General features: G+C 35.4%; 23 protein-coding genes. 8 read left to right on the top strand and 15 right to left on the bottom strand.

Translation table 11 applies throughout. The annotated features are described in order from the left end of the window. Positions 1-129: 129 nt before the first annotated feature. The 5 genes from lpdA to BUB12_RS09990 form a co-directional block, all read right to left on the bottom strand. Positions 130-1,536, bottom strand: coding sequence for a dihydrolipoyl dehydrogenase (gene lpdA, locus BUB12_RS09970; protein WP_072890549.1), 1,407 nt, complete (start codon positions 1,534-1,536; stop codon positions 130-132). A 4-nt stretch (positions 1,537-1,540) separates the two neighbouring features. Further along, positions 1,541-2,821 (bottom strand): dihydrolipoamide acetyltransferase family protein, encoded by a 1,281-nt coding sequence (locus BUB12_RS09975; RefSeq protein WP_072890550.1) that lies wholly within the window; start codon positions 2,819-2,821, stop codon positions 1,541-1,543. A 14-nt stretch (positions 2,822-2,835) separates the two neighbouring features. Continuing rightward, positions 2,836-3,813: an alpha-ketoacid dehydrogenase subunit beta gene (locus BUB12_RS09980; protein WP_072890552.1), complete on the bottom strand. Its 978-nt coding sequence runs from the start codon at positions 3,811-3,813 to the stop codon at positions 2,836-2,838. Positions 3,814-3,816: 3 nt separating this feature from the next. Further along, positions 3,817-4,860, bottom strand: coding sequence for a pyruvate dehydrogenase (acetyl-transferring) E1 component subunit alpha (gene pdhA, locus BUB12_RS09985; RefSeq protein ID WP_200801053.1), 1,044 nt, complete (start codon positions 4,858-4,860; stop codon positions 3,817-3,819). A gap of 463 nt (positions 4,861-5,323) precedes the next feature. Further along, positions 5,324-5,980, bottom strand: coding sequence for a YkyA family protein (locus BUB12_RS09990; protein ID WP_234982648.1), 657 nt, complete (start codon positions 5,978-5,980; stop codon positions 5,324-5,326). 273 nt (positions 5,981-6,253) lie between these two features. Between BUB12_RS09990 and def the strand changes: the two genes are divergently transcribed. From def to rnjA, 3 genes are all read left to right on the top strand, one after another. After that, positions 6,254-6,805 carry a peptide deformylase gene (def, locus tag BUB12_RS09995; RefSeq protein WP_072890555.1) on the top strand — a complete coding sequence of 184 codons (552 nt, stop codon included), beginning with the start codon at positions 6,254-6,256 and terminating at the stop codon, positions 6,803-6,805. A gap of 638 nt (positions 6,806-7,443) precedes the next feature. Continuing rightward, entirely contained in the window at positions 7,444-7,653 is a 210-nt protein-coding gene (locus tag BUB12_RS10000; RefSeq protein WP_072890557.1) for a DNA-dependent RNA polymerase subunit epsilon, read from the top strand. 3 nt (positions 7,654-7,656) lie between these two features. After that, on the top strand, positions 7,657-9,324 hold the full coding sequence (gene rnjA, locus BUB12_RS10005) for a ribonuclease J1 (protein WP_072890558.1): 1,668 nt from the start codon (positions 7,657-7,659) through the stop codon (positions 9,322-9,324). Between the two features lie 209 nt (positions 9,325-9,533). Here the strand turns inward: rnjA and BUB12_RS10010 are convergent, their stop codons facing one another. The 9 genes from BUB12_RS10010 to cbpB all read right to left on the bottom strand — a co-directional run bounded on the left by BUB12_RS10010 (position 9,534) and on the right by cbpB (position 18,958). Continuing rightward, on the bottom strand, positions 9,534-10,199 hold the full coding sequence (locus BUB12_RS10010; RefSeq protein ID WP_072890560.1) for a potassium channel family protein: 666 nt from the start codon (positions 10,197-10,199) through the stop codon (positions 9,534-9,536). Positions 10,200-10,291: 92 nt separating this feature from the next. Further along, positions 10,292-12,133 carry an ABC transporter ATP-binding protein gene (locus tag BUB12_RS10015; protein WP_072890562.1) on the bottom strand — a complete coding sequence of 614 codons (1,842 nt, stop codon included), beginning with the start codon at positions 12,131-12,133 and terminating at the stop codon, positions 10,292-10,294. A 12-nt stretch (positions 12,134-12,145) separates the two neighbouring features. Next, on the bottom strand, positions 12,146-13,894 hold the full coding sequence (locus tag BUB12_RS10020; protein ID WP_072890564.1) for an ABC transporter ATP-binding protein: 1,749 nt from the start codon (positions 13,892-13,894) through the stop codon (positions 12,146-12,148). A gap of 199 nt (positions 13,895-14,093) precedes the next feature. After that, positions 14,094-14,546, bottom strand: a complete 453-nt coding sequence (locus BUB12_RS10025) for a TlpA family protein disulfide reductase (RefSeq protein WP_072890566.1) — start codon at positions 14,544-14,546, stop codon at positions 14,094-14,096. Positions 14,547-14,650: 104 nt separating this feature from the next. Next, the gene (locus BUB12_RS10030; protein WP_072890567.1) at positions 14,651-15,193 is read right to left on the bottom strand and encodes a peroxiredoxin; all 543 of its coding nucleotides are present in this window, start codon (positions 15,191-15,193) and stop codon (positions 14,651-14,653) included. 994 nt (positions 15,194-16,187) lie between these two features. Beyond that, positions 16,188-16,430: a YkuS family protein gene (locus tag BUB12_RS10035; protein WP_072890569.1), complete on the bottom strand. Its 243-nt coding sequence runs from the start codon at positions 16,428-16,430 to the stop codon at positions 16,188-16,190. A 70-nt stretch (positions 16,431-16,500) separates the two neighbouring features. Continuing rightward, positions 16,501-17,625 carry an N-acetyldiaminopimelate deacetylase gene (locus BUB12_RS10040; RefSeq protein WP_072890570.1) on the bottom strand — a complete coding sequence of 375 codons (1,125 nt, stop codon included), beginning with the start codon at positions 17,623-17,625 and terminating at the stop codon, positions 16,501-16,503. 12 nt (positions 17,626-17,637) lie between these two features. Then, entirely contained in the window at positions 17,638-18,357 is a 720-nt protein-coding gene (gene dapD / locus BUB12_RS10045; RefSeq protein ID WP_072890572.1) for a 2,3,4,5-tetrahydropyridine-2,6-dicarboxylate N-acetyltransferase, read from the bottom strand. A gap of 154 nt (positions 18,358-18,511) precedes the next feature. After that, positions 18,512-18,958, bottom strand: a complete 447-nt coding sequence (gene cbpB / locus BUB12_RS10050) for a cyclic-di-AMP-binding protein CbpB (RefSeq protein ID WP_072890573.1) — start codon at positions 18,956-18,958, stop codon at positions 18,512-18,514. A 468-nt stretch (positions 18,959-19,426) separates the two neighbouring features. Here cbpB and BUB12_RS10055 point away from each other — a divergent pair, with 468 nt between their 5' ends. The 3 genes from BUB12_RS10055 (at position 19,427) to BUB12_RS10065 (ending at position 21,576) form a co-directional block, all read left to right on the top strand. After that, positions 19,427-20,278 (top strand): metallophosphoesterase, encoded by an 852-nt coding sequence (locus tag BUB12_RS10055; protein ID WP_072890575.1) that lies wholly within the window; start codon positions 19,427-19,429, stop codon positions 20,276-20,278. A 129-nt stretch (positions 20,279-20,407) separates the two neighbouring features. Further along, positions 20,408-20,992, top strand: a complete 585-nt coding sequence (locus BUB12_RS10060) for an SCO family protein (RefSeq protein ID WP_072890576.1) — start codon at positions 20,408-20,410, stop codon at positions 20,990-20,992. A gap of 113 nt (positions 20,993-21,105) precedes the next feature. Continuing rightward, entirely contained in the window at positions 21,106-21,576 is a 471-nt protein-coding gene (locus tag BUB12_RS10065; protein WP_072890578.1) for a YkyB family protein, read from the top strand. 20 nt (positions 21,577-21,596) lie between these two features. Here BUB12_RS10065 and BUB12_RS10070 read toward each other — a convergent pair whose 3' ends face one another. Next, positions 21,597-21,974, bottom strand: a complete 378-nt coding sequence (locus BUB12_RS10070; protein ID WP_072890579.1) for a hypothetical protein — start codon at positions 21,972-21,974, stop codon at positions 21,597-21,599. A gap of 229 nt (positions 21,975-22,203) precedes the next feature. Between BUB12_RS10070 and BUB12_RS10075 the strand changes: the two genes are divergently transcribed. Continuing rightward, the gene (locus tag BUB12_RS10075) at positions 22,204-23,124 is read left to right on the top strand and encodes a DMT family transporter (RefSeq protein ID WP_072890585.1); all 921 of its coding nucleotides are present in this window, start codon (positions 22,204-22,206) and stop codon (positions 23,122-23,124) included. Positions 23,125-23,200: 76 nt separating this feature from the next. Then, on the top strand, positions 23,201-23,902 hold the full coding sequence (gene ric / locus BUB12_RS10080) for an iron-sulfur cluster repair di-iron protein (protein ID WP_407668444.1): 702 nt from the start codon (positions 23,201-23,203) through the stop codon (positions 23,900-23,902). The last annotated feature ends 3 nt before the right edge of the window (positions 23,903-23,905 follow it).

The raw sequence follows: 23,905 nt of genomic DNA on the forward strand, positions 1-23,905 counted from the left end.
TGTCATCCAGTCGTTTCACCTCAGTGACGTCTCTGTCCTAAAAGAGATAAAACAGGCGCTTAGTTGTCAGCGCCACGTGTAACTGCCCGTCGCACAAAAAAGAGCTGCACTCGCAGCTCTTTTTCTATCTTATAACATATGAATTGGTGTACCTATAGCAACTTCAGCTGCTTCCATTGTAATTTCACCTAATGTTGGATGCGCATGAATTGTTAAGGCAATATCTTCAGCAGTCATACCTGATTCAACTGCTAATCCTACCTCAGAAATCATATCACTTGCATTAGGACCTGCAATTTGGCCACCTAATACTAATCCATCTTCTTTACGAGTCACTAATTTTAAGAAACCATCAGCATTATTTAAGGAAAGTGCACGACCATTTGCAGCAAATGGGAATTTAGCAACTTTCACATCGTAGCCAGCTTCTTTTGCTTCACTTTCACTCATACCAACTGTAGCAAGTTCTGGTTCAGTAAATGCAACTGCTGGGATACCAATGTAATCAATCTCAGATTTTTCACCTGCAATTGCTTCAGCAGCAATCTTACCTTCGTAAGATGCTTTATGTGCAAGTGCAGGACCTGCAACGATATCACCAATTGCATAGATGTTCTCAACATTAGTACGACATTGCTTATCTACTTTAACAAGTCCTCGATCATCCATTTCAATACCCACTTGTTCTAAACCAAGTTCACTAGTGTTAGCACGACGACCTACTGTTACTAGCACATAATCAGCATCAATTTTTTCTTCTTTACCTTTTACTTCGTAAGTTACAGTTACGCCATCTTTTGTTTCTTCTACACCTTTAGCCATCGCTTCAGTGATAATTTTTGCACCTTTTTTCTTAAGGCCTTTTTTAACAAGTTGAGTCATTTGTTTTTCAAATCCACCCAAGATGTCTTTAGCACCCTCAAGGAACGTTACTTCTGTACCGAAGTTTGCATATGCAGTACCTAACTCGGTACCAACATAACCGGATCCAATAACAACTAATTTCTTAGGAATTTCTTTTAAGTTCAATGCACCTGTTGAATCCAATACACGGTCAGAGAATTTGAACGTTGGAATTTCAATTGGTGATGAACCAGTTGCAATAATACAATTATTGAATTTGTAAGTTTGAGAAGACTTCTCATCCATTACTTTTACAGTATTTTTATCAACAAAGTATACTTCGCCTTTAACGATATCTACTTTATTTCCTTTTAATAACCCTTCAACACCAGAAGTTAGCTTTTTAACAACAGAAGCCTTCCATTCTTGGACTTTTGAAAAATCAACTGTAACATTATCAGTTTTAATTCCTAAATCTTCACTTCCATGAGCATTCTCTACTTGGTGTCCTGCTTGAATCAGTGCTTTTGAAGGAATACATCCTACATTAAGACAAACTCCTCCTAATGCACCTTTATCAACAATCGTTACTTTTTGTCCTGTTTGAGCAGCTCTAATTGCAGCTACATATCCCCCAGGTCCTGCTCCTACAACTAAAGTATCCAATTCGATTGGAAAATCTCCTACTACCATAACCTTACGCCTCCATCATGATTAATTGTGGGTCATTCAATAAACGTTTGATTTGATTTAAGGCTAATTGAGCTGTAGCACCATCTACAATACGGTGGTCAAAGCTCAATGATAATGCAAGTACTGGAGCAATAACAATTTCTCCGTCACGTACAATTGGTTTCTCCGCAATACGGCCAATACCTAAAATAGCAGCTTCTGGATAATTAATAACAGGAGTAAACCACTGACCACCAGCAGAACCAATGTTTGTAATTGTACTTGATGCACCTTTCATCTCATCAGGTGCTAGTTTACCACTTCTTGCCTTATCTGCCAATTCATTAATTTCGGAAGAGATAGCAAAAATTGATTTACGATCCGCATTTTTAACCACTGGAACTAATAATCCTTTTTCTGTATCTGCAGCAATTCCAATATTGTAATAATGTTTTTGAACAATTTCGTCTGTAGCATCATCAATAGAAGCATTTAGAATTGGGAATTGTTTTAATGCAGAAACTAACGCTTTAACTACGTAAGGTAGATAAGTTAATTTAATTTCTTGGTCTAAAGCTACTTGTTTAAATTTCTTACGGTGGGCAACTAGCTCTGTTACATCAACTTCATCTAATAATGTAACATGAGGTGCTTTCGTTTTAGAATTAACCATAGCTTTTGCAATAGATTTACGAATAGGACTCATTTTCTCTCTAGTTTCAGGGAATTCACCTTCAACTGGAGCAGAAGAAGTTTTAGGTTGTTGTGCACTTTCTGCTGCTGGTTTTTCAGTTTCTTGAGCTTTAGGTACTGCCTGTTCCCCACCTAAGAAGCTGTTAATATCTTCTTTCGTTATGCGTCCATTTTTACCAGAACCATTTACTTGTGCAATGTTTACATTATTGTCACGAGCATATTTACGAACGGAAGGCATTGCAATAACACGTTTACCTTCTTCTTGTTCTTCGGTTGATTGTTCACTGTTGGTTTGAGGTGAATTCTCAGCAGTCTCTTGAGGAGCTTCTGAAACTTCAGGTGCTTCTTCCTCTTCACCTTCATCCTCATAACCTTCTGCATCAAAGCTAATTAATTTATCACCTACAACAGCTACAGTACCTTCTTCAACATGTATCTTAGTAACTTTACCTTCAACTGGTGACGGGATTTCTACAACGGCTTTATCATTTTGCACTTCACAAAGCACATCGTCTTCTTTTACTTCGTCACCTTCATTTACAAACCACTTTACAATTTCACCTTCATGAATTCCTTCACCGATATCCGGTAATTTAAATACGAAAGCCATAAACTACTACCTCCTTAAAAGTTCATTACGTTGTTTACTTTTTCTACGATGTCATTATGATTTGGTAGCCAAACTTCTTCAGCTTCAGAGAAAGAATATACTGTATCTGGTGCAGCAACTCGTAAAATAGGTGCTTCTAGGTGTAAAATAGCTCTTTCCTGAATTTCTGAAACAATATTAGCTGCAACACCTGCTTGTCTTTGAGCCTCTTGAACCACAACAACCCGATTAGTTTTCTTAACAGACTCTACGATTGTTTCAATATCAATTGGTGATACTGTTCTTAAGTCAATTACTTCAACACTAACACCATTTTTCTCTAATTCTTCAGCAGCTTTTAGAGAAGCATGAACCATCGCACCATAAGTTACAATAGTAACATCTGTTCCTTCTCTTTTTACGTCAGCTTTTCCTAACTCAATTGTATATTCTTCTTCAGGTACTTCCCCACGGAAAGAACGATAAAGTTTCATGTGCTCTAAAAATATAACTGGGTCATTATCTCTAATAGATGCGATTAGCAATCCTTTCGCATCATATGGAGTTGATGGGATTACAACTTTTAGTCCTGGTTGTTGTGCCATTAATCCTTCTAGAGAGTCAGCATGTAATTCTGGCGTGTGTACCCCACCACCAAAAGGTGAACGAACAGTTATTGGAGCAGTATGAGTTCCACCTGAACGATAGCGCATACGTGCCATTTGACCACTGATGGAATCAATTACTTCATATACAAAGCCAAAGAATTGAATTTCAGGAACAGGTCTGTAACCTTGTAATGCTAAACCAATTGCTAAACCACCTATTCCAGATTCTGCTAATGGCGTATCGAATACACGATCTTCCCCAAATTCTTTTTGCAGGCCTTCTGTTGCACGGAAAACACCACCATTTTGACCTACATCTTCACCAAATACGAGCACATTTTCATCTTTTTTTAGTTCTGTGCGCATAGCGTCAGTGATTGCTTGAATCATTGTCATTTGTGCCATGATTTACTTCGACTCCTTTGCTTTGTATTCTTCCATCTGCTCTTGGAGGTTAACAGGAAGTTCTTCAAACATATTTGAAATTAAATCCGTTACTTTTTGTTTTGGATAATTGTCTGCTTCTTTAATAGCTTTCTTGATTTCTTCTTTCGCTTCATCAATTACTTTGTTTTCTTCTTCTTCAGACCAAAGATTTTTAGATTCTAAATATTTACGGAAACGAACTAAAGGATCTTTCTTCTCCCACTCAGAATCCATTTCAGATGAACGATAACGAGTTGGGTCGTCCCCTGCCATTGTATGTGGACCATAACGGTACGTAATTGTTTCTATTAACATCGGTCCTTCACCATTGATTGCACGCTCACGAGCATGTTTAGTTGCTGCATAAACTGCTAGAACGTCCATACCATCAACTTGAATTCCTTCGATTCCAGCTGAAACTGCTTTTTGTGCTAATGTCTTTGCTGCTGTTTGTTTTTCACGAGGTACAGATATAGCAAAGCCATTGTTCTGTACTATAAATATATTGTTTGCTCCATAAGCTCCTGCAAAGTTTATCCCTTCGTAGAAGTCACCTTGGGAAGTACCACCGTCACCAGTGTAAGTAATAGCAACTGCTTTTTTACCACGTTTTTTCAAACCTAAACCAACACCAGCAGCCTGTACATACTGTGCACCAATAATAATTTGTGGAGGTAGAGCATTTACACCTTCAGGCATTTGGTTCCCATGAAAATGTCCTCTAGAGAATAGGAATGCTTGATAAAGAGGAAGTCCATGCCAGATTAACTGAGGCACATCACGATACCCTGGTAAAATAAAGTCTTCTTTTTCAAGAGCAAAATGACTCCCTAATTGTGAAGCTTCTTGCCCAGCTGTCGGTGCATAGAAACCTAAACGCCCTTGACGATTTAAAGCAATCGAACGTTGATCTAAAATACGAGTGTATACCATACGACGCATAAGTTCCTTTAATTCATCATCAGATAAATCAGGTACATCATCCTTATTAACTATTTCTCCATCTTCATTAAGAATCTGGAACATTTCGAACTGACTTTCCACACTTTCTAATACGTGTTTCAAAATAGTTCACCTCTTCCTTTCTTATATCCATTATTATTATCTTTACTATCCTTCCCAAAACATGAGAAATTCTGTACCATTTTTAAGCATATTTCTATAGTTGTAAAAAAGAGAGTGAGTAATTCGTTAAGTATAAACTGTTACATAAAAACCTTAAAAATAACTGGTACAATTTTTACTCATCTAAAGTTTATCTCATCACCACATTATCGGTCAACTACTTTGTTTATCAAATAATTATACTGATAACAAGTTTTTTCATTTTACAAATATCAATAATCTGTTACAGAGACATATTCACCTCTGTATCAATATCTTTACTACATTATTAATAAACATAGAAAAAGAGCCTGCCATCTTTACCACAGCCTTTTCTTGATAGGCACGTAGGTAATTGATTAGCAAACTCTTTCAATAAGTAAGCTTATTCAGAATAACTTACATTAATATCGGCAATTTCATAATATTCTTTCTTTAAATCATTATACTGTACAGTATACTCGTTAAATTGATTGTTAGCTTCGATCACAGTTTGGTAACTACTATTTACTTTCTGAATATGTTCGGTTATCTCTTCTTGTTTAATGTCCTCAGATTGTAGCATTGTATATAACTCTTCTTCTAATGACAATGAATCAGAATAGGCTTGATATAAATCATCGTACGCATTATAACGTTCTTCCATTGTCTGGTACATCTTTTCTGCCGTTTCTTTTGCTTTTTCTTCTTCAATTTCTGTAATTAATGATTCTGTATTCAGAAATTCCTCTCGAGCTGAATCAATGCTTTCTTTTTCAATATCAATTTTTTCCTGTCTTTCAGCAATAATAGCTAATGCTTCTTTTGATAGTTCTTTAATTTGGTCAAAATCATCTATACCAAGTTCAATTATTTGGCTATAAATTTCTTGTTCCTGCTTCTCTAACTTTGCAATAGTCTCTTGTTGTTCCTCATAACCCTCTTCTAAAGTCACTGCTTCTTCTAAGTGGTTATAGATTTCTGTATCGACAGACTCTCCACATGCAGTTAAAATAGCTGCCATACTTATTGTTAATGCAATAGCTGTTTTTTTAAATCTCACGTACCTTTCCCCCTCTTGTGTTCATGCTGAGTATCATATTATGTATGCATTTCATAATTTTTAGTATACCATATATAATACATTTATATCATAAAAATATTGATAGATTTTTACTAGGAGTTAATAGTTAATTTATGATTTATGTACAAACTTTATGATAAACTTAATAATTAGCACAACATATCATATTTATAGAATAAATTACTGTACATGGTTAATCGTGAAGTTTAACTTATAATTTATTTCTAATGACATACTGGGGGTATTATGAAGATGATAACAATGGAAAATATCGTAAGAGAAGGCCACCCTTCATTACGTAAAGTCGCAAAAGAAGTTAACCTTCCACCTACAGATGAAGAGAAACTACTTTTGGAAGATATGCTAACTTTTTTGAAAAATAGTCAAGACGAAAAAATTTGCTCACAATATAATTTGCGTCCTGGTGTAGGTCTAGCAGCACCACAGTTAGGAATTGAAAAGCGAATGTTGGCTGTTCATTTTGAAGATTTAAATGGGAAACATTATAGCTACGGACTTTTCAATCCTAAAATTGTTAGCCATTCTGTAGAAAAAGCTTATTTAGCTGCGGGTGAAGGTTGTTTATCCGTTGATAGAAATGTAGAGGGATATGTGCCACGCTACGCTCGAATAACTATAAAAGCAACTGACTTAGAAGGAAATCAAGTGAAATTACGACTTAGAGACTATGCTGCTATCGTATTCCAGCATGAGATTGATCATCTAAATGGGGTCATGTTCTATGATCACATCAATTCCGAAAATCCATTTTCAATTCCAGAAAACTCTAAAGCAATTGAATAAAGTCGAAATTAAAAGCCAGCAAAATGATGCTGGCTTTTTTATATCTAGTTGAATCATGAATAAGAAAGCTAACTTCGTAAAAAATATACGTAGATAAACACGAAACCTAGCCTAATTTCTAGTGTTTTCTTCTAGCTTTACGTTATAGAATATTGAATTTGGATAGAATAGGAAAGTTGATGAAAAAAGTTTTTTATTAAAATATAGGTGATTTTTATTTCAAAAAATCAAAATCCGTACTATACTATAACTAATAGGGATTGGATCGGTAGAACGTTTTTACGCTTTTCTTGAAATTAACGAAAGGAGATGGATCTTCCATGTTAAAGCGTTTGAAAGAAAAGCTAAAAAAACGCTGGAAGGATTTCATAGGCCAAGGACGTGTACCAACAACATATAAAGATTAAAGGTGCAACTATAACGTTGCACCTCATTATCTACCGCAATGATTAATATTACTCCCATCGAAATAGTCATCATATTCTTTAATCATGGTACTATTATGTTGATAAGTTAGGAGTTTCGGGAAAACATGTATTATGGCAACGGTAATAATTGTGCGTTTTTTTAACATAGTACATAGGCAGTTAAATACTTGAATGGTAATTTTTAGAGAAATAGATGTTAGGAGAGATAAAATGATTTTTAAAGTATTATATCAGGAAATTCCGAATGAAGTTCCTGTTCGTGAAAGAACAAAAAGCTTGTATCTAGAAGCAAATTCTGCTAAAGAAGTCCGACATAAACTTAGTGATCGCAAAATAAATATTGAATTTATCCAAGAGATTGATGGAGCACATTTAGACTATGAGAAAGATTCGGAAACATTCGAGTTGGAGACAGTTTAGATTATGAAATTTGTAAAAAATGATCAAGCAGCTGTTTTCGCACTAGGTGGACTAGGTGAGATTGGAAAAAATACGTATGGAGTCCAATTCCAGGATGAAATTATACTAATCGACGCTGGTATTAAATTTCCTGAGGATGAATTATTAGGTATCGATTACGTAATTCCTGACTACACTTATCTAGTTCAAAATCAAGATAAGATAAAAGGGCTATTTGTCACTCACGGTCATGAAGACCACATTGGTGGCATTCCCTATTTATTACGTGAAATAAATGTACCCATTTACTCTGGTAAACTTGCGATTGGACTCATTAGAAATAAATTAGAAGAACACGGTTTATTAAGAAATGCCAAGTTACACACCATTCAAGAAGACGATATTATTAAATTTAGAAAAACTGCCGTTAGCTTTTTCCGTACAACCCATAGTATTCCAGATTCATTTGGTGTAGTTGTTAAAACACCACCAGGGAACATTGTTCATACTGGGGATTTCAAATTTGATTTCACTCCAATTGGCGACCCTGCTAATTTAACAAAGATGGCTGAGATTGGAAAAGAAGGAGTATTATGCTTACTATCTGATAGTACAAATAGTGAGATTCCTGGCTTTACACTCTCTGAAAAGGTTGTAGAGGGTAATATTCATGATATATTCGGACGTGTTGATGGACGAATTATTTTTGCAACTTTTGCATCCAACATCTACCGTTTGCAGCAAGTCGTATCTGCTGCAGTGAAAAACAAACGTAAAATTGCTGTATTTGGCCGCAGCATGGAGTCTGCAATCAATCTAGGACAAGAACTTGGATATATCCAAGCACCAAAAGACACCTTTATTGATGCAAATCAGATTAATCGCCTTCCAGCAGATGAAGTAACGATTCTATGTACAGGATCTCAAGGTGAACCAATGGCTGCTCTTTCCAGAATTGCTAATGGAACACACCGTCAAATCCAAATACACCCTGGCGATACAGTTGTATTTTCGTCATCTCCAATCCCTGGAAATACAATTAGTGTTAGCCGAACTATCAATAAACTTTACCGCGCCGGTGCAGACGTAATACACGGAAAGCTTAGTGATATTCATACATCTGGTCATGGTAGTCAAGAAGAACAAAAATTAATGCTACGATTAATGAATCCAACCTACTTCATGCCTATTCATGGTGAATATCGTATGTTGAAAGAACATACGAAACTTGCTGAGCTTTGTGGAGTAGAACCTGACAATTCCTTTATTATGGACAACGGTGATGTATTAGCGTTAGGCAAAGACACAGCCACAGTTGCTGGTAAAATACCATCCGGCGCCATTTATGTTGATGGTAGTGGAATTGGCGATATCGGAAACATTGTTCTAAGAGATCGACGTATCCTTTCTGAAGAAGGGTTAGTAATTGTTGTAGTAAGTATTAATATGAAAGAGTTCCAAATCTCTGCAGGTCCTGATATTATCTCAAGAGGATTTGTTTACATGAGAGAATCAGAAGACTTGATTAATGAGGCACAAAAACTTGTTTCTAAACACTTGAATAAAGTTATGGAAAGAAGAACTTCTCAATGGTCCGAGATTAAGAATGAAATTATTGACACAATTGCACCATTCTTATATGAAAAAACAAAACGCCGTCCAATGATACTACCTATCATTATGGAGGTATAATAAGAAAAGCTAGAGAGCGCCCGCTTTGCGACGTACGGACTGGACTGAGGCGTAGGAGATAAAGGAAACACGACGACCAACGGGAGTCGATGTTGACTTATCGTACGGAGGCGAAGGAAGTCTCGCTAGTCGCAGGCGCTCGGAGCTAGACATCTAAAAAAAGAGGTAAGTACTATCACATTCGATAGTAACTTACCTCTTTTTTGATTTTAATCATCTATAACTAAGTGTTTTTCAAATCTAGAAATGTCCTTATCTGCACCAACAACAATCAAAATATCTCCTTCATATAAAACATCAGTTGGTCCTGGCGAAACATTGATTTGCTTGCCTTGCTTTATTGCTACAACGTTACAACCATAATTTGCACGAATATCAAGTTCTACCACAGATTTACCAACCATTCGCTTCCCTGCTTTAACCTCAACAATACTATGGTCATCGGATAACTCTAAGTAATCTAAGATATTATTAGAGATTATACTATGAGCAATTCTTTTCCCCATGTCTCGTTCTGGATGAACAACGGTATTAGCCCCTATCCTATTCAAAATCTTTTCATGGTAATCATTCTGTGCCTTAACTGTAATTTTTTTAATTCCGAGGTCGGTTAAGATTACTGTTGTTAAGATACTTGCTTGAATGTTATCCCCTATCGCCACAATAACATGATCAATATTTTTTATTCCTAACTCCTTAAGTGACGCTTCATCTGTAGAATCTGCAATAACAGCATGAGAAGCAATATTTTTAAATTCATTTACTTTATCTTCATCATTATCAATTGCCAGTACTTCCATTCCCTCTCTACTCAATTCCTGGCAGATACTTCCTCCGAATCTCCCAAGGCCAATAACCGCAAATTCTCTTTTCATAACAGTTCCTCCAAATACTTCTTTCTATAATAATTAACTCTACCAAGTGAACCAAAAAGAAGCAACCTCTTTCTAAGAGATTGCTTCCTAAATTATATGGCATCTAGCATTTGAAATTGTGATTTAACCAAATCATAGTATTCACCTTTTTGTTGCATTAGCTCTTGGTGATTTCCATTTTCTAATACTTTTCCTTGTTCAAGAACGAATATATTATCAGATTCACGAATAGTTGATAATCGATGGGCAATAATTATAGCCGTTCTTCCTTTTAATAATTTCTTTAATGCTAACTGAATTTTCACTTCTGTTTCAGTATCAATACTTGCTGTTGCTTCATCAAGAATTAGAATTCTCGGGTCAGCTAACAACGCTCTTGCAAACGACAATAACTGCCTTTCCCCAGCAGATAGAATGTTTCCTCGTTCTTCTACTTCCGTATGATAGCCATTTGCAAGCCTTTGGATAAATTCATCAGCCCCAACAACTTTTGCTGCTTCCATTACTTCTTCATCAGTAGCACCTGGATTACCAAAACGGATATTCTCAAGTATTGTACCTGAGAAGATAAATGTGTCTTGTAATACAACGCTAATTTGTTGGCGAAGACTGTCTAATTTTACATCTCGTAAATCATGGCCATCAATTTTAACGGCTCCTTTTGTCGGATCATAAAAACGACTTATTAAGTTAGCAATTGTAGATTTACCACTTCCTGTATGCCCTACAAGCGCTATTGTTTGCCCAGCTTTTATATCTAAGGAGATTTCATGCAAGGCAATTCGTTCTTCGTCATATGAGAATTGAACGCGTTCAAACTCGATATGTCCATCCATCTCTGTTAATTCTTTCGCATCTGTTTTTTCCTCTACATTTGGTTGCTCATCTAAATATTCAAAAATACGTTCTGATGCTGCCATTGCCATTAATAGTTGATTGTACATTTGGCCCAAGCGTGAAATTGGTTCCCAGAACATACCTAAGAAGAAAGTAAATATGACAAAGGTACCAATTGCTATTCCACCATTTTCTTCTCCTAACAGAATTAAGTACGCACCATAAGAAATTAATATAATTGTACCTATTGCATTACAAAGTTCCACCATTGGTCGGAACATCGCACTCTTTTTAGATGCTACTCTCCAACTTTCGAAGTTATCTGTATTTACACCATTAAAGAATTCTGTGTTTTCTTTTTCCTGAGAAAATGACTGTGTAATTCTAATTCCTTGGATGCTTTCATTTAAGTGAGAATTCATCCGTGATTGTTGGATACGAACATCTTGCCAAGAGCGACGAATATTCCTTCTTAGCTTCGTTGAAATATAGAACATTAATGGAATAATGACCATAATCGCTAATGCCAATTTTACATCTAATACCAGTAAAATTATGATAATACTAGTTAACGTAATAATATCCATAATTAGATTGATGATCCCATTTGTAAATAGTTCTTGTAATGAGTTTGTATCATTCATAATACGAACTAGAATTGACCCAGCTGAACGTTGGTCAAAGAAACGATGTGATAATCGTTGTACATGTGAAAATAATTTCTGCCTTAAATCATAAATTACATTCTGCCCTAAAATGTTTACCCATTTTATACGGAAAACATTTCCTATATAGCTAACTAGGTATAACGCTGCTATCCCAAATACCAAATAGGTTAGTAGAGTGGTATCCTCATTAGCAAGTGCAATATCAATAGCAACCTTACCAATTAAAATTGGAACAAGTAATCGTACAGCAGTAGATACCAACATCGCTAATAAAGATGCAGGCAAATAATTTTTAGAGTATGGTTTTAGGAAAACCAATAGTCTCCAAAGCTGCTTCCAGTTGAATGGTTTTTCAATTGCATGTTCAACAGTATAATGAAATCGTTTTAGGTGCCGATCTTCTTTTATTTTTTCCTTTGTTTTAGCCATTGATTTCCCTCCTTAATGCGCCACACTCATGATCGCTTCACGATCTTGATATTGTATGTCATAGATTCGTTGGTATGGTCCATTATTACTTAATAAGAAATCATGCTGACCACGTTCAATAATTTTTCCATCTTCTAACACTAATATTTCATCTGCATGTTTCAATGACGAAATTCGGTGAGCAATAATAAATGTTGTTCTACCCTTCATTACTTCTTTTAATGCTTTTTGGATCTTAAATTCTGTCTCCATATCGACAGCTGAAGTTGCGTCATCTAACACTAGAATACTAGGGTTAACACAGATCGCACGAGCAATCGCAATTCGTTGCTTTTGACCTCCGGATAATCCCATTCCTCTTTCACCGAGTAACGTATCATACCCATTTGGCATATCCGTAATAAAGTCATGGGCTTGCGCTCGTTTTGCTGCATCGATGATTTGTTCATCCGTTACATCAGGGTTTCCATAAGCAATATTTTCCCTAATGGTTGTGGAGAATAAGAATGACTCCTGTAAGACAAATCCAATATGGCTTCTTAACGTCTTCAATTGATAATCTGAAACAGGTCTTCCATCTACAAGTACTTCGCCTTCTTCTGGTTCGTAAAATCTAGTAATCAGTTGAGTAATACTAGTTTTACCAGAGCCTGTCGCTCCAATTAACCCGATTACTTTACCAGGTGGTGCGTCGAAACTTATATTTTTAAGGGCCGTATCATCATCTTCTACATACGTTAATGAAACATTGTTGAAAGTTACATGCCCTTTAATTGGTGTACTTACTGCATTTTCCTTTTCGGTAATATGTTCTTCTTGTTCAAGTATCTCTAATAATCGTTCCCCAGAAGCCTTTGCTTGTGAGAATTGGTTCACGACAAACCCTAAGTTCATAAGTGGTCCAAGTATATACCATACTAAGTTAAAGAATGCTACAAGTACCCCAAGTTCAATATTACCTGAGACTACAAGATACCCTCCAAATGCAAGCAAGGCAACCACACAAATATTCCCAATAAATTCCATGAACGGCATGTATTTAGACCATATATTCGATGTGAAAAGGTAATTTTGACGATAATTATCGTTGTTTTCCGAGAATCTTCCAATCTCGAAGTCTTCTCTTGATAATGATTTTACTGTATTCATCCCACTGACATTCTCTTGAACTCTTGTATTTAATCGACCAAATGATTTACGTATTCCTCTAAAAGCCGGGTGTACACGTTTATCAAACTTAAATACAACAATTGCTAGAAACGGCATCGCAGCCATAGTAACTACAGCAAGTGGTACTGAATAATAAAACATTACGCTTAAACTAAATAAGATTAGTAATGTAATTCTTATTAATTCTGCGAAACCAACGGAAAGGAAAAATCGAAATCCTTCAACGTCTGCTGTTAATCTGGACATGATGTCACCAGTTTTAGCATTATCATAATATTTAAATGACAATACCTGTAGTTTTTCATAAAGTCGATTTCTTACTTTATAAACGGATGTAATCCCAAATAAATCCCCTAAATACTGGTGAAAATAGGTTGATACACCTTTTACAATCATTAGTAGTAAAAATCCAATTGAAATATAAGGGATTAAATCATATTGGTCCCCCAAAACAACTTCATCAATTGTTAATTGTAAAATAATTGGATACACAACCGTTATCGCCGTTACAAATAGTAAGAAAAACAAAGATGTAAAGAAGTATTTCCTATAAGGCCAATAAAATTTCTTTAATTTTTTAAATGTATCCATTTAATTTCCCCTCCTCTAAGAAGTTTTTTTTATTACGTAATTACTAATATAACGGTTTCCGAAATAAATTGCTACACTTTTTACTTAAATTTTTAAAAATTATATTTAATCTAAATGGAATTATTAGTAAATCAATAATTTCTACACAAAAAAAGCGTCGCCACTTAAGTACGACACTTTTTCAGTATTGAAATATGTTTTATTTAACGGGTTTCCCCAACACCCTATTGACACGTTTACGAAGCATTTTCATGCCTCCACCACCCGCTTGGAAATGACGCAGCTTTCCTGTTCCGTCAAAGACATAATACGCTGGAACATATTTATTATCAAATGCATCTGTTAGTTTATGTTGGTTATCAACGAAGATCGGTTGTGTAATATCATGTTCTGCTGCTACTTCTTTAACTTGATCTAAGTCTGTATCTTTTTCAGAACGTGGCATATGAACGGCAATTACATTTAATTCATCTTTATACTCATCACGGAATTCATTTACGTTAGGCATTGCCTCTTTGCATAGCCCACAGCTAACAGACCAAAAATGAATTAATGTTGGTTTTTCCCCTAATAATTCATCTTTTGTTATTGGATTACTATTGTACCAAGTTGTAGCTCCCTCTAGCTCGGGCATCTGATCTCTTAACTTCATTTCGTTACCTCCTATAGTTGTATCAAAAAGAGCTGACTCACTTAAAATGCCTTATCAGAGTCAGCTATAATATACTATTCAACTTATCGATAAGTTGTCGATGCTTATAACGTTTCTTGACCCGGCTTCCAGTTCGCAGGACAAAGCCCACCAGTTTGCAATGCTTGTAGGACACGTAATGTTTCGTCAACATCTCGGCCAATATTATTATGAAAAACAGTTTGATATTGTAGTTCACCTTCTGGGTTGATGATAAACAAACCTCGAAGCGCTACACCTTCATCTTCAATAAGCACACCATAATCTTTTGCAACAGAATGATTTGTATCTGCAGCTAATGGATATGCTAATTCGCCTAATCCGTTGTCATCACGTGACGTATTAATCCATGCTAAATGAGTATGTATCGTATCAGTTGATACCCCAACTACCTCGGCATCTAGATCTTCAAATTCATCATATCGATCGGACATTGCTGTGATTTCAGTTGGACATACAAATGTAAAGTCCATTGGATAAAAGAATAGGACTGTCCACTTATCTTCTTTCATAATCTCTTCTAAACTAATTTTACCGAATTCCTTATCAGGCATAACAGCATCCATTTCAAATCGTGGTGCTTGTTTACCTACCATTCTTTCTGCCATATGTAATCCCTCCAATTAAGATATTTATCCGCCCCATCTATAATTATATGGAGCTATTTTTTTCAAAGTCAATGCAGTTTTGACTACCTTACTAACGATTCAATTTATTGTCACAAGAAAGATACATTATTTTCACAATTAGTAGTATAGCCAGTCCCTGAATTATATAAACATCTATTTGAAAGGAAATAGCAATCGTATAAGAATTGTGATTAATGATTGTTACTAGATTATAAAATTGGGCTAAGGGGCATTGAAGGGCTCTATCGATTACCGTAGCTTTGGTTTGAGTTGAGCTTCCGGCATCGAGAACCTTCCTCGGTTACCGTAGCAGCGGATTGAGTTGGGCTTCCGGCATCGAGAACCTTCTTCGGTTACCGTAGCAGCGGATTGAGTTGGGCTTCCGGCATCGAGAACCTTCTTCGGTTACCGTAGCTTTGAGTTGGAGTGAGCTTCCGGCATCGAGAACCTTCTTCGGTTACCGTTGCCTTGGATTGGAGTGAGTTTCCGGCATCGAGAACCTTCCTCGGTTACCGTAGCTTTGGATTGGAGTGAGTTTCCGGCATCGAGAACCTTCCTCGGTTACCGTAGCTTTGAATTGGAGTGAGCTTCCGGCATCGAGAACCTCCCTCGGTTACCGTAGCAGCGGATTGGATGGAGCTTCCGGCATCGAGAACCTCCCTCGGTTACCGTAGCTTTGGTCTGGAGTGAGTTTCCGGCATCGAGAACCTTCCTCGGTTACCGTAGAGCTGGATTGAGTTGGGCTTCCGGCATCGAGAACCTCCTTCGGTTACCGTAGCCTTGGATTGGAGTGAGCTTCCGGCATCGAGAACCTTCCTCGGTTACCATAGCTATGGATTCTCTTAGGCTTCCGGCATCGAGAACGACTTTCCTTTAACCAGAGTCCCTATAATTCTATAAAAAGCCAAACACTGCCATAATAAAAAAGCTACCTCACCTTAGCTATTACTATGGAGGTAGCTTTATTTAACGATTAGCTCAACTTATTATTAACCATTTGACAAACGTCTTCAGCGTTTTGTCCACCGGCATTAATGACAGGACCAGCCATACTTGCATTGGCAATACCCATTACGTCTTTATCCTGACCAGAAATCACACAACAATCACATTGTGCAGTATCTGCTTCTGAACGTAAATCTACAACTTCATGTCCCATTTCCATTAATGCATCTTTTACATCAGAAAGTGTACCTTCCACACCGATACGTGCCATTTACTTCACTCCTCTAAGTAAGTATGTAAATTTCTTACTTAGTTTGAGCGTTATAGAAGTAAATATTCATTTATTTTTTCGAAAGATATTTTAACGTGTTTACTACGGCCTTTACTCCTACTTCTAATGCTTCTTCTTTTGGATTTAATTTAGAACTATGTAATCCAAATGGAGAATCCACTCCAAGCCAAAACATGAATCCGGGAATTTCTTTCAACATATAACCGAAGTCTTCTCCAGTCATTGCTTTTTGTGCTTCCACATAGGATATACCTGTTTGATCAATGCTTTCTTTAAAATATTCTACATATTTTTTATCGTTATAAACTTGATAATAATTTGCGCCATAATCCACATCGATCTTACAGTCATAGCTTATTTCAAAACCACGCATTAAAGCTTCTAATCGTTCTTTTACAACATCAATAGTTTCAGGCTTTAAGGACCGAATGGTTCCTTCAAGGCGAGCTTGTTCTGCAATAGCATTTTGAACATAGCCACTTTCCATTTTACCTATAGTTACTACTGCACTATCTAATGGATCGATATTTCTTGATACGATTTGTTGAAGTTGAACGATAAAATTGCTCGCTGCAACTGTCATATCTTTTGTTAAATGCGGGAACGCAGCGTGTCCACCTTTGCCTTCAAAATCGATAAATAGCTCACTAGTATTTGCAAATAATAACCCTTCTTTTGTAGAAACGGTTCCAACAGGTAGTTCTGGAGCAATATGTAGAGCAAATATACAATCCGGTTTCCGTCTAGTAAATTCAGTAGATTGAATCATAGGTAATGCTCCACCAGGACCTTCCTCTGCAGGTTGGAAAATGAAAACAACATGATCATCAATAGGGTTATTAATAATAGATTGTAACGCTCCTAATGCAATCGTCATATGAAAATCATGTCCGCACGCATGCATTCTTCCTTCGGTTCGTGAAACAAACTCTAATTCAGTTTCTTCCATAATAGGAAGTCCATCAATATCAGCTCGATACCCAATTGTTTTTGACGGATTCTTACCAGAAACTTTTACAAGAATACCAGTCTTCCATGTTTCAATCTCAACACGTTCATTAGCGAATTCTTTAATTTTATTTAGCAAGTAATGCTGTGTTTCGTTCTCTTGGAACCCTAACTCTGGTATTTGGTGTAAATCACGTCTTATCGTTCTTAAAGTCGTTAAGTCCATGTATATCGCCTACTAATTATCTAATTTGCGTAACTCATGTTTAATCTCTGTTTTGGATTTCGTATTTTCATCAATCTCTTTTAATACTTTTGCAGGTGTGCCTGCTACTAGAGTATTAGGCGCAACATCTTTTGTTACAATTGCACCCGCTGCTACGATAGCACCTTTCCCAATCGTAACTCCTTCTAATACTACAACATTTGCACCAATTACAACATCATCCTCAACCACAACAGGTTTTGCTGATGGTGGTTCAATAACCCCAGCTAAAACAGTACCTGCACCAATATGACAGTTCTTTCCTACCGTAGCGCGACCTCCGAGTACAGCATTCATATCAATCATTGTTCCTTCTCCAACTACTGCCCCTATATTAATCATTGCTCCCATCATAATTACAACGCCATCACCTATTTCAACTTGATCACGAATTACAGCACCTGGTTCAATACGGGCATTAATATTCTTCAGATCAAGTAAAGGTATAGCCGAATTTCTACGATCATTTTCTACAACATAATCAGCGATCACTTCTTTATGGTTATCCAATAGTGAGGAAATCTCTTTCCATTCTCCAAATAAGACACCACTTTGTTGCTCAACAAAAGCTTGAATAGAATCACCATAATTTATAGAATCCAGTTTCTCACCCTTCACATATACTTTAACAGGGGTGCTCTTTTTACTATTTGAAATAAAGCTAATAATTTCATTTGCATCCATCATTTTCATATTCGGATAGCCTCCTTATGTAGTATTCTTTATTACTTTATCAGAGCACAAAAATAGTGGCAACAAATATTACCTAAAAAGTCGGAAGGTTATCTCATTTCTTTGCAAATACAAAAAATCACCCTTTACATAAAGGATGATTTTTTATCGATTATTAATTTGTATTATTTGTATAAAAATTTTTTCGAACTTGCTTTAAAATAGCACGTCTAGTTAATATTCCATCAAAATAGCCATCAGAGTCAGTCACACATATGAATGGATAATTTATTAATGCATGTAATCCATCTAATAATGAAGCTTCTTTTGATAAGCATGGTATATCGGTGTTCACAATTTCATGTACTCGCATATCGGATAATTTTTCGAATTCAAACCGCTCAAGACCTAATATTTGGTTTAATATAATTGTTTTGCCTAATGTACCAACTAATTTATAAGATGCATCTAATACAGGTACAGCAGAATATCCTGACTTCACAAGAACTAACAGCGCATGTTCTAAAGGATTGTTTACTTGGACGTGAGCTACTTTTTCAGATGGTATCATTAACTCACCCACTGTAATCGCTGTCAATTTTTCATCTTGAATAACACTCATTTCAATCGCTCCTTTTAAAACTGAAACTTTAAACGATCGGAGGGGATTAATTTCCTCCTTTTGTTACCGCTCCCTAAAAAATAAACAGACTACAATAAAGTGCGGTTTGCTTGGTAATTACAACCCTTCCTCAAAAAGGAGTTTTTGTATCTAATTATAGTGTAGCATAGTTCAAGCTGTAGAATCATTAATTACGTTGTAGTTAATTAAAAACAATACATTTTACTAATTAGAAAAACCGAGGCCAATAGATGTTAACAAATATTTATTAAGTAAAAGGTAACTCTGTAAATGGAATAGCAATAATTGTAATTTATACATTCTATGAATCGAAACACCATTTTGGTGCAGCATCGTATCCTAAGTCTCACTAGTATTTTAGTTTTCTTTTTTTGGAAGTATTGAATAGTTAAAATGAAATGAAACATGATATAATCTTTAAGAATGAATACGAGAAAGGTTGTCATTATGAACAGAAGATCTTTTCTTAAACGAACAATAGGTAGTCTTCTGACACTTGTCGGTGTAAGTGGTGGTACCTATTACTACGCTCGTGATATTGAGCCTTCCATGTTAGCCATTAAGCAAGAGACTATTCGTTCCCAAAAAATACCGAGTAGTTTTAACGACTTTAAAATTGTACAATTCTCCGATACTCACATTGGTTTTCATTATTCCATAGAACAATTTAATGATTTAATTAAGCAAATGAATACATTAAATCCTGATATAGTCGTTTTCACCGGTGACCTTGTTGATGAACCAAGTGAATATCAATGGGATAACCATATTATCCAATCACTAAAAAATATCAAGGCTAGTTATGGGAAATATTGGATATACGGAAATCATGACCATGGTGGATACGGGACTGATATTATTAAACAAGTGATGGAAAAAAGTGATTTTCAACTCTTAATGAATAACCATCATCAGATCGAAATTGGTAATGATCGAATTACTTTAGCTGGAATTGACGATGTTATGTTAGGGAAACCCAATTTAACAAAAACTTTAGATACAGCTAATCCCGATTTATTTACGATATTATTAGCCCACGAACCAGACTTTGCAGATCAAGCTGTTAATTATCCAGTCGATATTCAGTTATCTGGTCATAGTCATGGTGGACAAGTTCGATTTCCTTTTATTGGACACCTCTATACCCCTTCATATGCTGAGAAATATGTACAGGGAAAATATAGTTTAGACAATGGAAAATTATTATTATATGTCAATAGAGGAATTGGCACAACGAGAATGCCTTACCGGTTCTTATGTAAACCTGAAATACACATGTATACATTAAACAGAAAATAGATTTCAACTATTTCATGACAATTAATAGAATAAAATAGGATTAAAGTGTGAACTTACAATCTATAAAATAGTTTTGTGTATAAAAAAATGCTACACTGTTTTTGAGATTGTATTATGGAGGTACATATTATGAACATTAACTTTAAGAAGCTCATTCCTATTCTCTTGCTAACTCTTATTTTGGCTGCGTGTGGTCCGAAATATGAAGGTGACTTCTCCTATGAAATTCAAGATTTCACTTTCACCAATCAAGATGGTGAAGAAGTTTCAAAATCTGATTTTGAGGATAAATTCTGGATTGTTGATTTTATTTACACCACCTGCGATACGGAATGCCCGCAGATGACATATAATAAACAAAAAATCGAAAGTGCTTTAAATGATGCAGGAATCAATGATGTAGAATTTGTGTCATTTAGTGTCGATCCAGAAACGGATACACCAGAAGTATTGAAAGAATATGGTGAAGCTAGAAATATTACTTTTGATAATTGGACATTCCTTACTGGTTATGATTTTGAAACAATCCAAAACATAGCTGAAGAGTCTTTTAAAACAAGAGTTGAACAATATCCAGATGATGACGCATTACTTCACGGAGTTAGTTTCTATTTAGTATCACCTGAAGGAAATGCAATTAAGAGCTATAATGGATACATCTTACAAAAAGAACAAATTGACCAAATTGTTGATGATATTAAAAGCATGCAATAGACTCAAGAGAGCTACTAAGCTCTCTTTTTTGTTTTATTTTCCCTTGAATCCGGACAAGCATTCATATACTATATAGGTACACGTATTCTATTAGTTAGAGAGGGGGAAAAATAATGTCACAAGAAGCAATTCCTGTTAGTGAATTAGCTAAAGCAATCTATACGGTGAACCGTCATGCTAAAACTGCTCCTGAGCCAGGTCACCTTTATCACATTAAAAAAGAATCTATTAATCGTTTACTACAGGAAAGACGTGCCAAAAAAGTCGGCCTTCACTTTTCCGATCATCCTAAGTTTAGTAATCAGCATTCTACACTACTAGTAAAAGTGGACAATTATTACTTTCACATTCCTCCATCGAAAGAAGACTTCCAAGAGTTGGAGCATTTGGGTACACTCGATCACGACTATCGTAACCCCCAAACGAAAATGTCCTTATCCCAAGCCAAGAAACTAATCTATCAATATATAAATTGGCAACCAAAACCTAAGCAACGTAGGAAGAAAGAATATTCTTCATCCTACTTTACTCCATCTTCACTAGGTAAAATGGAATGGCCTCCTACCAAACGTTTTAGTAAATAAGAAAAGAGTGTATGATCCAATCATGCACTCTTTTTTGTCTTAACATTTAAAACAATCCATTTTACTCCATTCATTAGTAACAGTCCTCCACCTAATATGCTTAAACCTTGTAGCGCAAACCCAAGTACTTTATATGAATCTACTGTTATTTCTCCTTTAATTAGAATGACACTAAAGAATAAGACAAAAAATAATAAACTGCTAACTAAATAACTAAGTAACCGCTCAGCTTTTAAAGAGAGTATCAACCGAATAATTGGTTGAATAATGAAATAACATCCAATAATTCCGCCTATAACAATCCCGTATAATAATATTTCTTCCGTAATTCCTAATGATTGCAAATGTGGCATCTTAATCCATGGAATAAGTGAACTGATAACAATAGAATTAAACATCTCCCTCACCTCTCATCCCTGATTGAATCTTATCAACATCATTAACTGGAAATCATTCGATTATACATATACATATACTCTAAAACTTCACTCCCTCTTCCTTCTGTTACAAAATTTATAAAAAATCCTTTTATGCCAATTTATCAAAAAATTTGCTATAATTATTGTAATTGAAAAAATCCAACTATTTATATTAGGATTTATCATACATAGAATGAGGTGTACATTTATGAATAAAGCTTTCTTTTTCATCATTTTAGGAGCTGCTTTGTGGGGAACGATTAGTTGGTATGTTAAAAATTTGTATGCTTTTGGCTTCACACCTATGGAAGTTGTAACACTTAGGGCTTGGACAACTGCTATCATCCTACTAATTTATTTTCTTATTACTTCACCTAAGAAGCTAAAATTACAGTCTGTCGGTGATCTTAAATATTTTATAGGTACAGGTATATTAAGTATTATCTTTTTTAATTATTGTCTTTTTACTGCAATTGAGCTATCAACAATCCCTATTGCAACAGCATTACTATATACTGCACCTGCATTCGTAACGATACTATCGTTCTTTTTCTTCAAAGAGCCTTTAACTAAAGTAAAAATAGTTGCTTTAGCTATAACCCTTTTCGGCACCTGCTTTGTAGTTGGATTAATCCCTATCAACTTACAATCAATTCAGATAGGAAGTATACTCTTTGGGATTGGGTCTGGAATTGGATATGCATTTTATAGTGTTTTTAGTAAATTTGCTGCCAAGAAATATACTAGCTTAACAATTACAACATTTACTTTTATAGTCGCAGCAATTGCATTACTTCCATTCTTCCCTTATTCTGAAAAAATACATTTACTACTAGATCCAACTGTTTTGCTCTATGCATTTGGGTTAGGACTATTACCAACTGCTTTTGCCTATATCATATATACATATGGATTGATGCAAATAGAGGCATCCAAAGCATCTATATTAACAACTATAGAACCTGTTGTAGCGACGATAATTGGTATATTTATTTTCGAAGAGGCATTTAGTCTCCTTCAAATGGTAGGGATGGCTTGTATTATTGGAGCAGTTATTTTGATTCAACTATCCATGAAATCTAATAAAGAATCTCAGCTATTGGTAAATAAGAGGAAAAATGCTGTATAAGTGTGATACAGGTCACGACACAAAGTAATGAAAACCATTATCATTTAACTATATTCACCTATAGGAGGTCTAAATGATAATGAATACTTTTACAATTGAACAAACACCAGCTGATATAGTTAAAATTTTTCCGAAAGCAAGTGACTTCTTTAAAGAACGTAGAATCGACTTTTGTTGTGGTGGTGATAAACCATTAACTAATGTTTTCTCAGAAAAACAGTTAGATGGCGAGGTCGTATTAAAAGAATTAAACGACTTATATCAAGAGTGGAGCAAAGAAGACCATGATGTTACAGATTGGGACGCAATACCTGCATCACAACTAATCGATCACATAGTCCATACTCACCACGCATATTTAAACGATGAATTAGCACCACTAGGTCAGTTTGTAACTAAGATATTCCGTGTACACGGTGCGAAACATCCACATCTAAAAGAATTACATCGTATATATCATGAATTAAAATTGGAATTAGAAGAACATACAATAAAAGAAGATGAAGAAGTATTTCCATTAATTAAAGAATATGAATTAAACCCTAGTGAAGCATTACTAGAAAAGATTCGTATTGCAAATGGTGGTTTGGAAGATGAACACGATGTTGCTGGAGATTTACTAAAACGTATCAGAGTGATTACAAATGATTTCACACCACCAGTAGAAGCTTGTAATTCCTATAGAATTACGTATGCTAGACTAGCTGATTTAGAATCAGACACATTCCAACATATTCATTTAGAAAACAATGTCCTATTCAAAAATTTAGCTAAATAACGA

Source organism: Ornithinibacillus halophilus (assembly GCF_900129485.1).
Classification (GTDB): Bacteria; Bacillota; Bacilli; order Bacillales; family Amphibacillaceae; genus Ornithinibacillus; species Ornithinibacillus halophilus.

What these genes read in the sequence shown, in the direction of transcription:
- lpdA (WP_072890549.1), bottom strand. Translation starts at nt 1,536, where the DNA reads ATGGTAGTAGGAGATTTTCCAATCGAATTGGATACTTTAGTTGTAGGA.
- BUB12_RS09975 (WP_072890550.1), bottom strand. Translation starts at nt 2,821, where the DNA reads ATGGCTTTCGTATTTAAATTACCGGATATCGGTGAAGGAATTCATGAA.
- BUB12_RS09980 (WP_072890552.1), bottom strand. Translation starts at nt 3,813, where the DNA reads ATGGCACAAATGACAATGATTCAAGCAATCACTGACGCTATGCGCACA.
- pdhA (WP_200801053.1), bottom strand. Translation starts at nt 4,860, where the DNA reads ATGTTCCAGATTCTTAATGAAGATGGAGAAATAGTTAATAAGGATGAT.
- def (WP_072890555.1), top strand. Translation starts at nt 6,254, where the DNA reads ATGATAACAATGGAAAATATCGTAAGAGAAGGCCACCCTTCATTACGT.
- BUB12_RS10000 (WP_072890557.1), top strand. Translation starts at nt 7,444, where the DNA reads ATGATTTTTAAAGTATTATATCAGGAAATTCCGAATGAAGTTCCTGTT.
- rnjA (WP_072890558.1), top strand. Translation starts at nt 7,657, where the DNA reads ATGAAATTTGTAAAAAATGATCAAGCAGCTGTTTTCGCACTAGGTGGA.
- BUB12_RS10010 (WP_072890560.1), bottom strand. Translation starts at nt 10,199, where the DNA reads ATGAAAAGAGAATTTGCGGTTATTGGCCTTGGGAGATTCGGAGGAAGT.
- BUB12_RS10015 (WP_072890562.1), bottom strand. Translation starts at nt 12,133, where the DNA reads ATGGCTAAAACAAAGGAAAAAATAAAAGAAGATCGGCACCTAAAACGA.
- BUB12_RS10020 (WP_072890564.1), bottom strand. Translation starts at nt 13,894, where the DNA reads ATGGATACATTTAAAAAATTAAAGAAATTTTATTGGCCTTATAGGAAA.
- BUB12_RS10025 (WP_072890566.1), bottom strand. Translation starts at nt 14,546, where the DNA reads ATGAAGTTAAGAGATCAGATGCCCGAGCTAGAGGGAGCTACAACTTGG.
- BUB12_RS10030 (WP_072890567.1), bottom strand. Translation starts at nt 15,193, where the DNA reads ATGGCAGAAAGAATGGTAGGTAAACAAGCACCACGATTTGAAATGGAT.
- BUB12_RS10035 (WP_072890569.1), bottom strand. Translation starts at nt 16,430, where the DNA reads ATGGCACGTATCGGTGTGGAAGGTACACTTTCTGATGTAAAAGATGCA.
- BUB12_RS10040 (WP_072890570.1), bottom strand. Translation starts at nt 17,625, where the DNA reads ATGGACTTAACGACTTTAAGAACGATAAGACGTGATTTACACCAAATA.
- dapD (WP_072890572.1), bottom strand. Translation starts at nt 18,357, where the DNA reads ATGAAAATGATGGATGCAAATGAAATTATTAGCTTTATTTCAAATAGT.
- cbpB (WP_072890573.1), bottom strand. Translation starts at nt 18,958, where the DNA reads ATGAGTGTTATTCAAGATGAAAAATTGACAGCGATTACAGTGGGTGAG.
- BUB12_RS10055 (WP_072890575.1), top strand. Translation starts at nt 19,427, where the DNA reads ATGAACAGAAGATCTTTTCTTAAACGAACAATAGGTAGTCTTCTGACA.
- BUB12_RS10060 (WP_072890576.1), top strand. Translation starts at nt 20,408, where the DNA reads ATGAACATTAACTTTAAGAAGCTCATTCCTATTCTCTTGCTAACTCTT.
- BUB12_RS10065 (WP_072890578.1), top strand. Translation starts at nt 21,106, where the DNA reads ATGTCACAAGAAGCAATTCCTGTTAGTGAATTAGCTAAAGCAATCTAT.
- BUB12_RS10070 (WP_072890579.1), bottom strand. Translation starts at nt 21,974, where the DNA reads ATGTTTAATTCTATTGTTATCAGTTCACTTATTCCATGGATTAAGATG.
- BUB12_RS10075 (WP_072890585.1), top strand. Translation starts at nt 22,204, where the DNA reads ATGAATAAAGCTTTCTTTTTCATCATTTTAGGAGCTGCTTTGTGGGGA.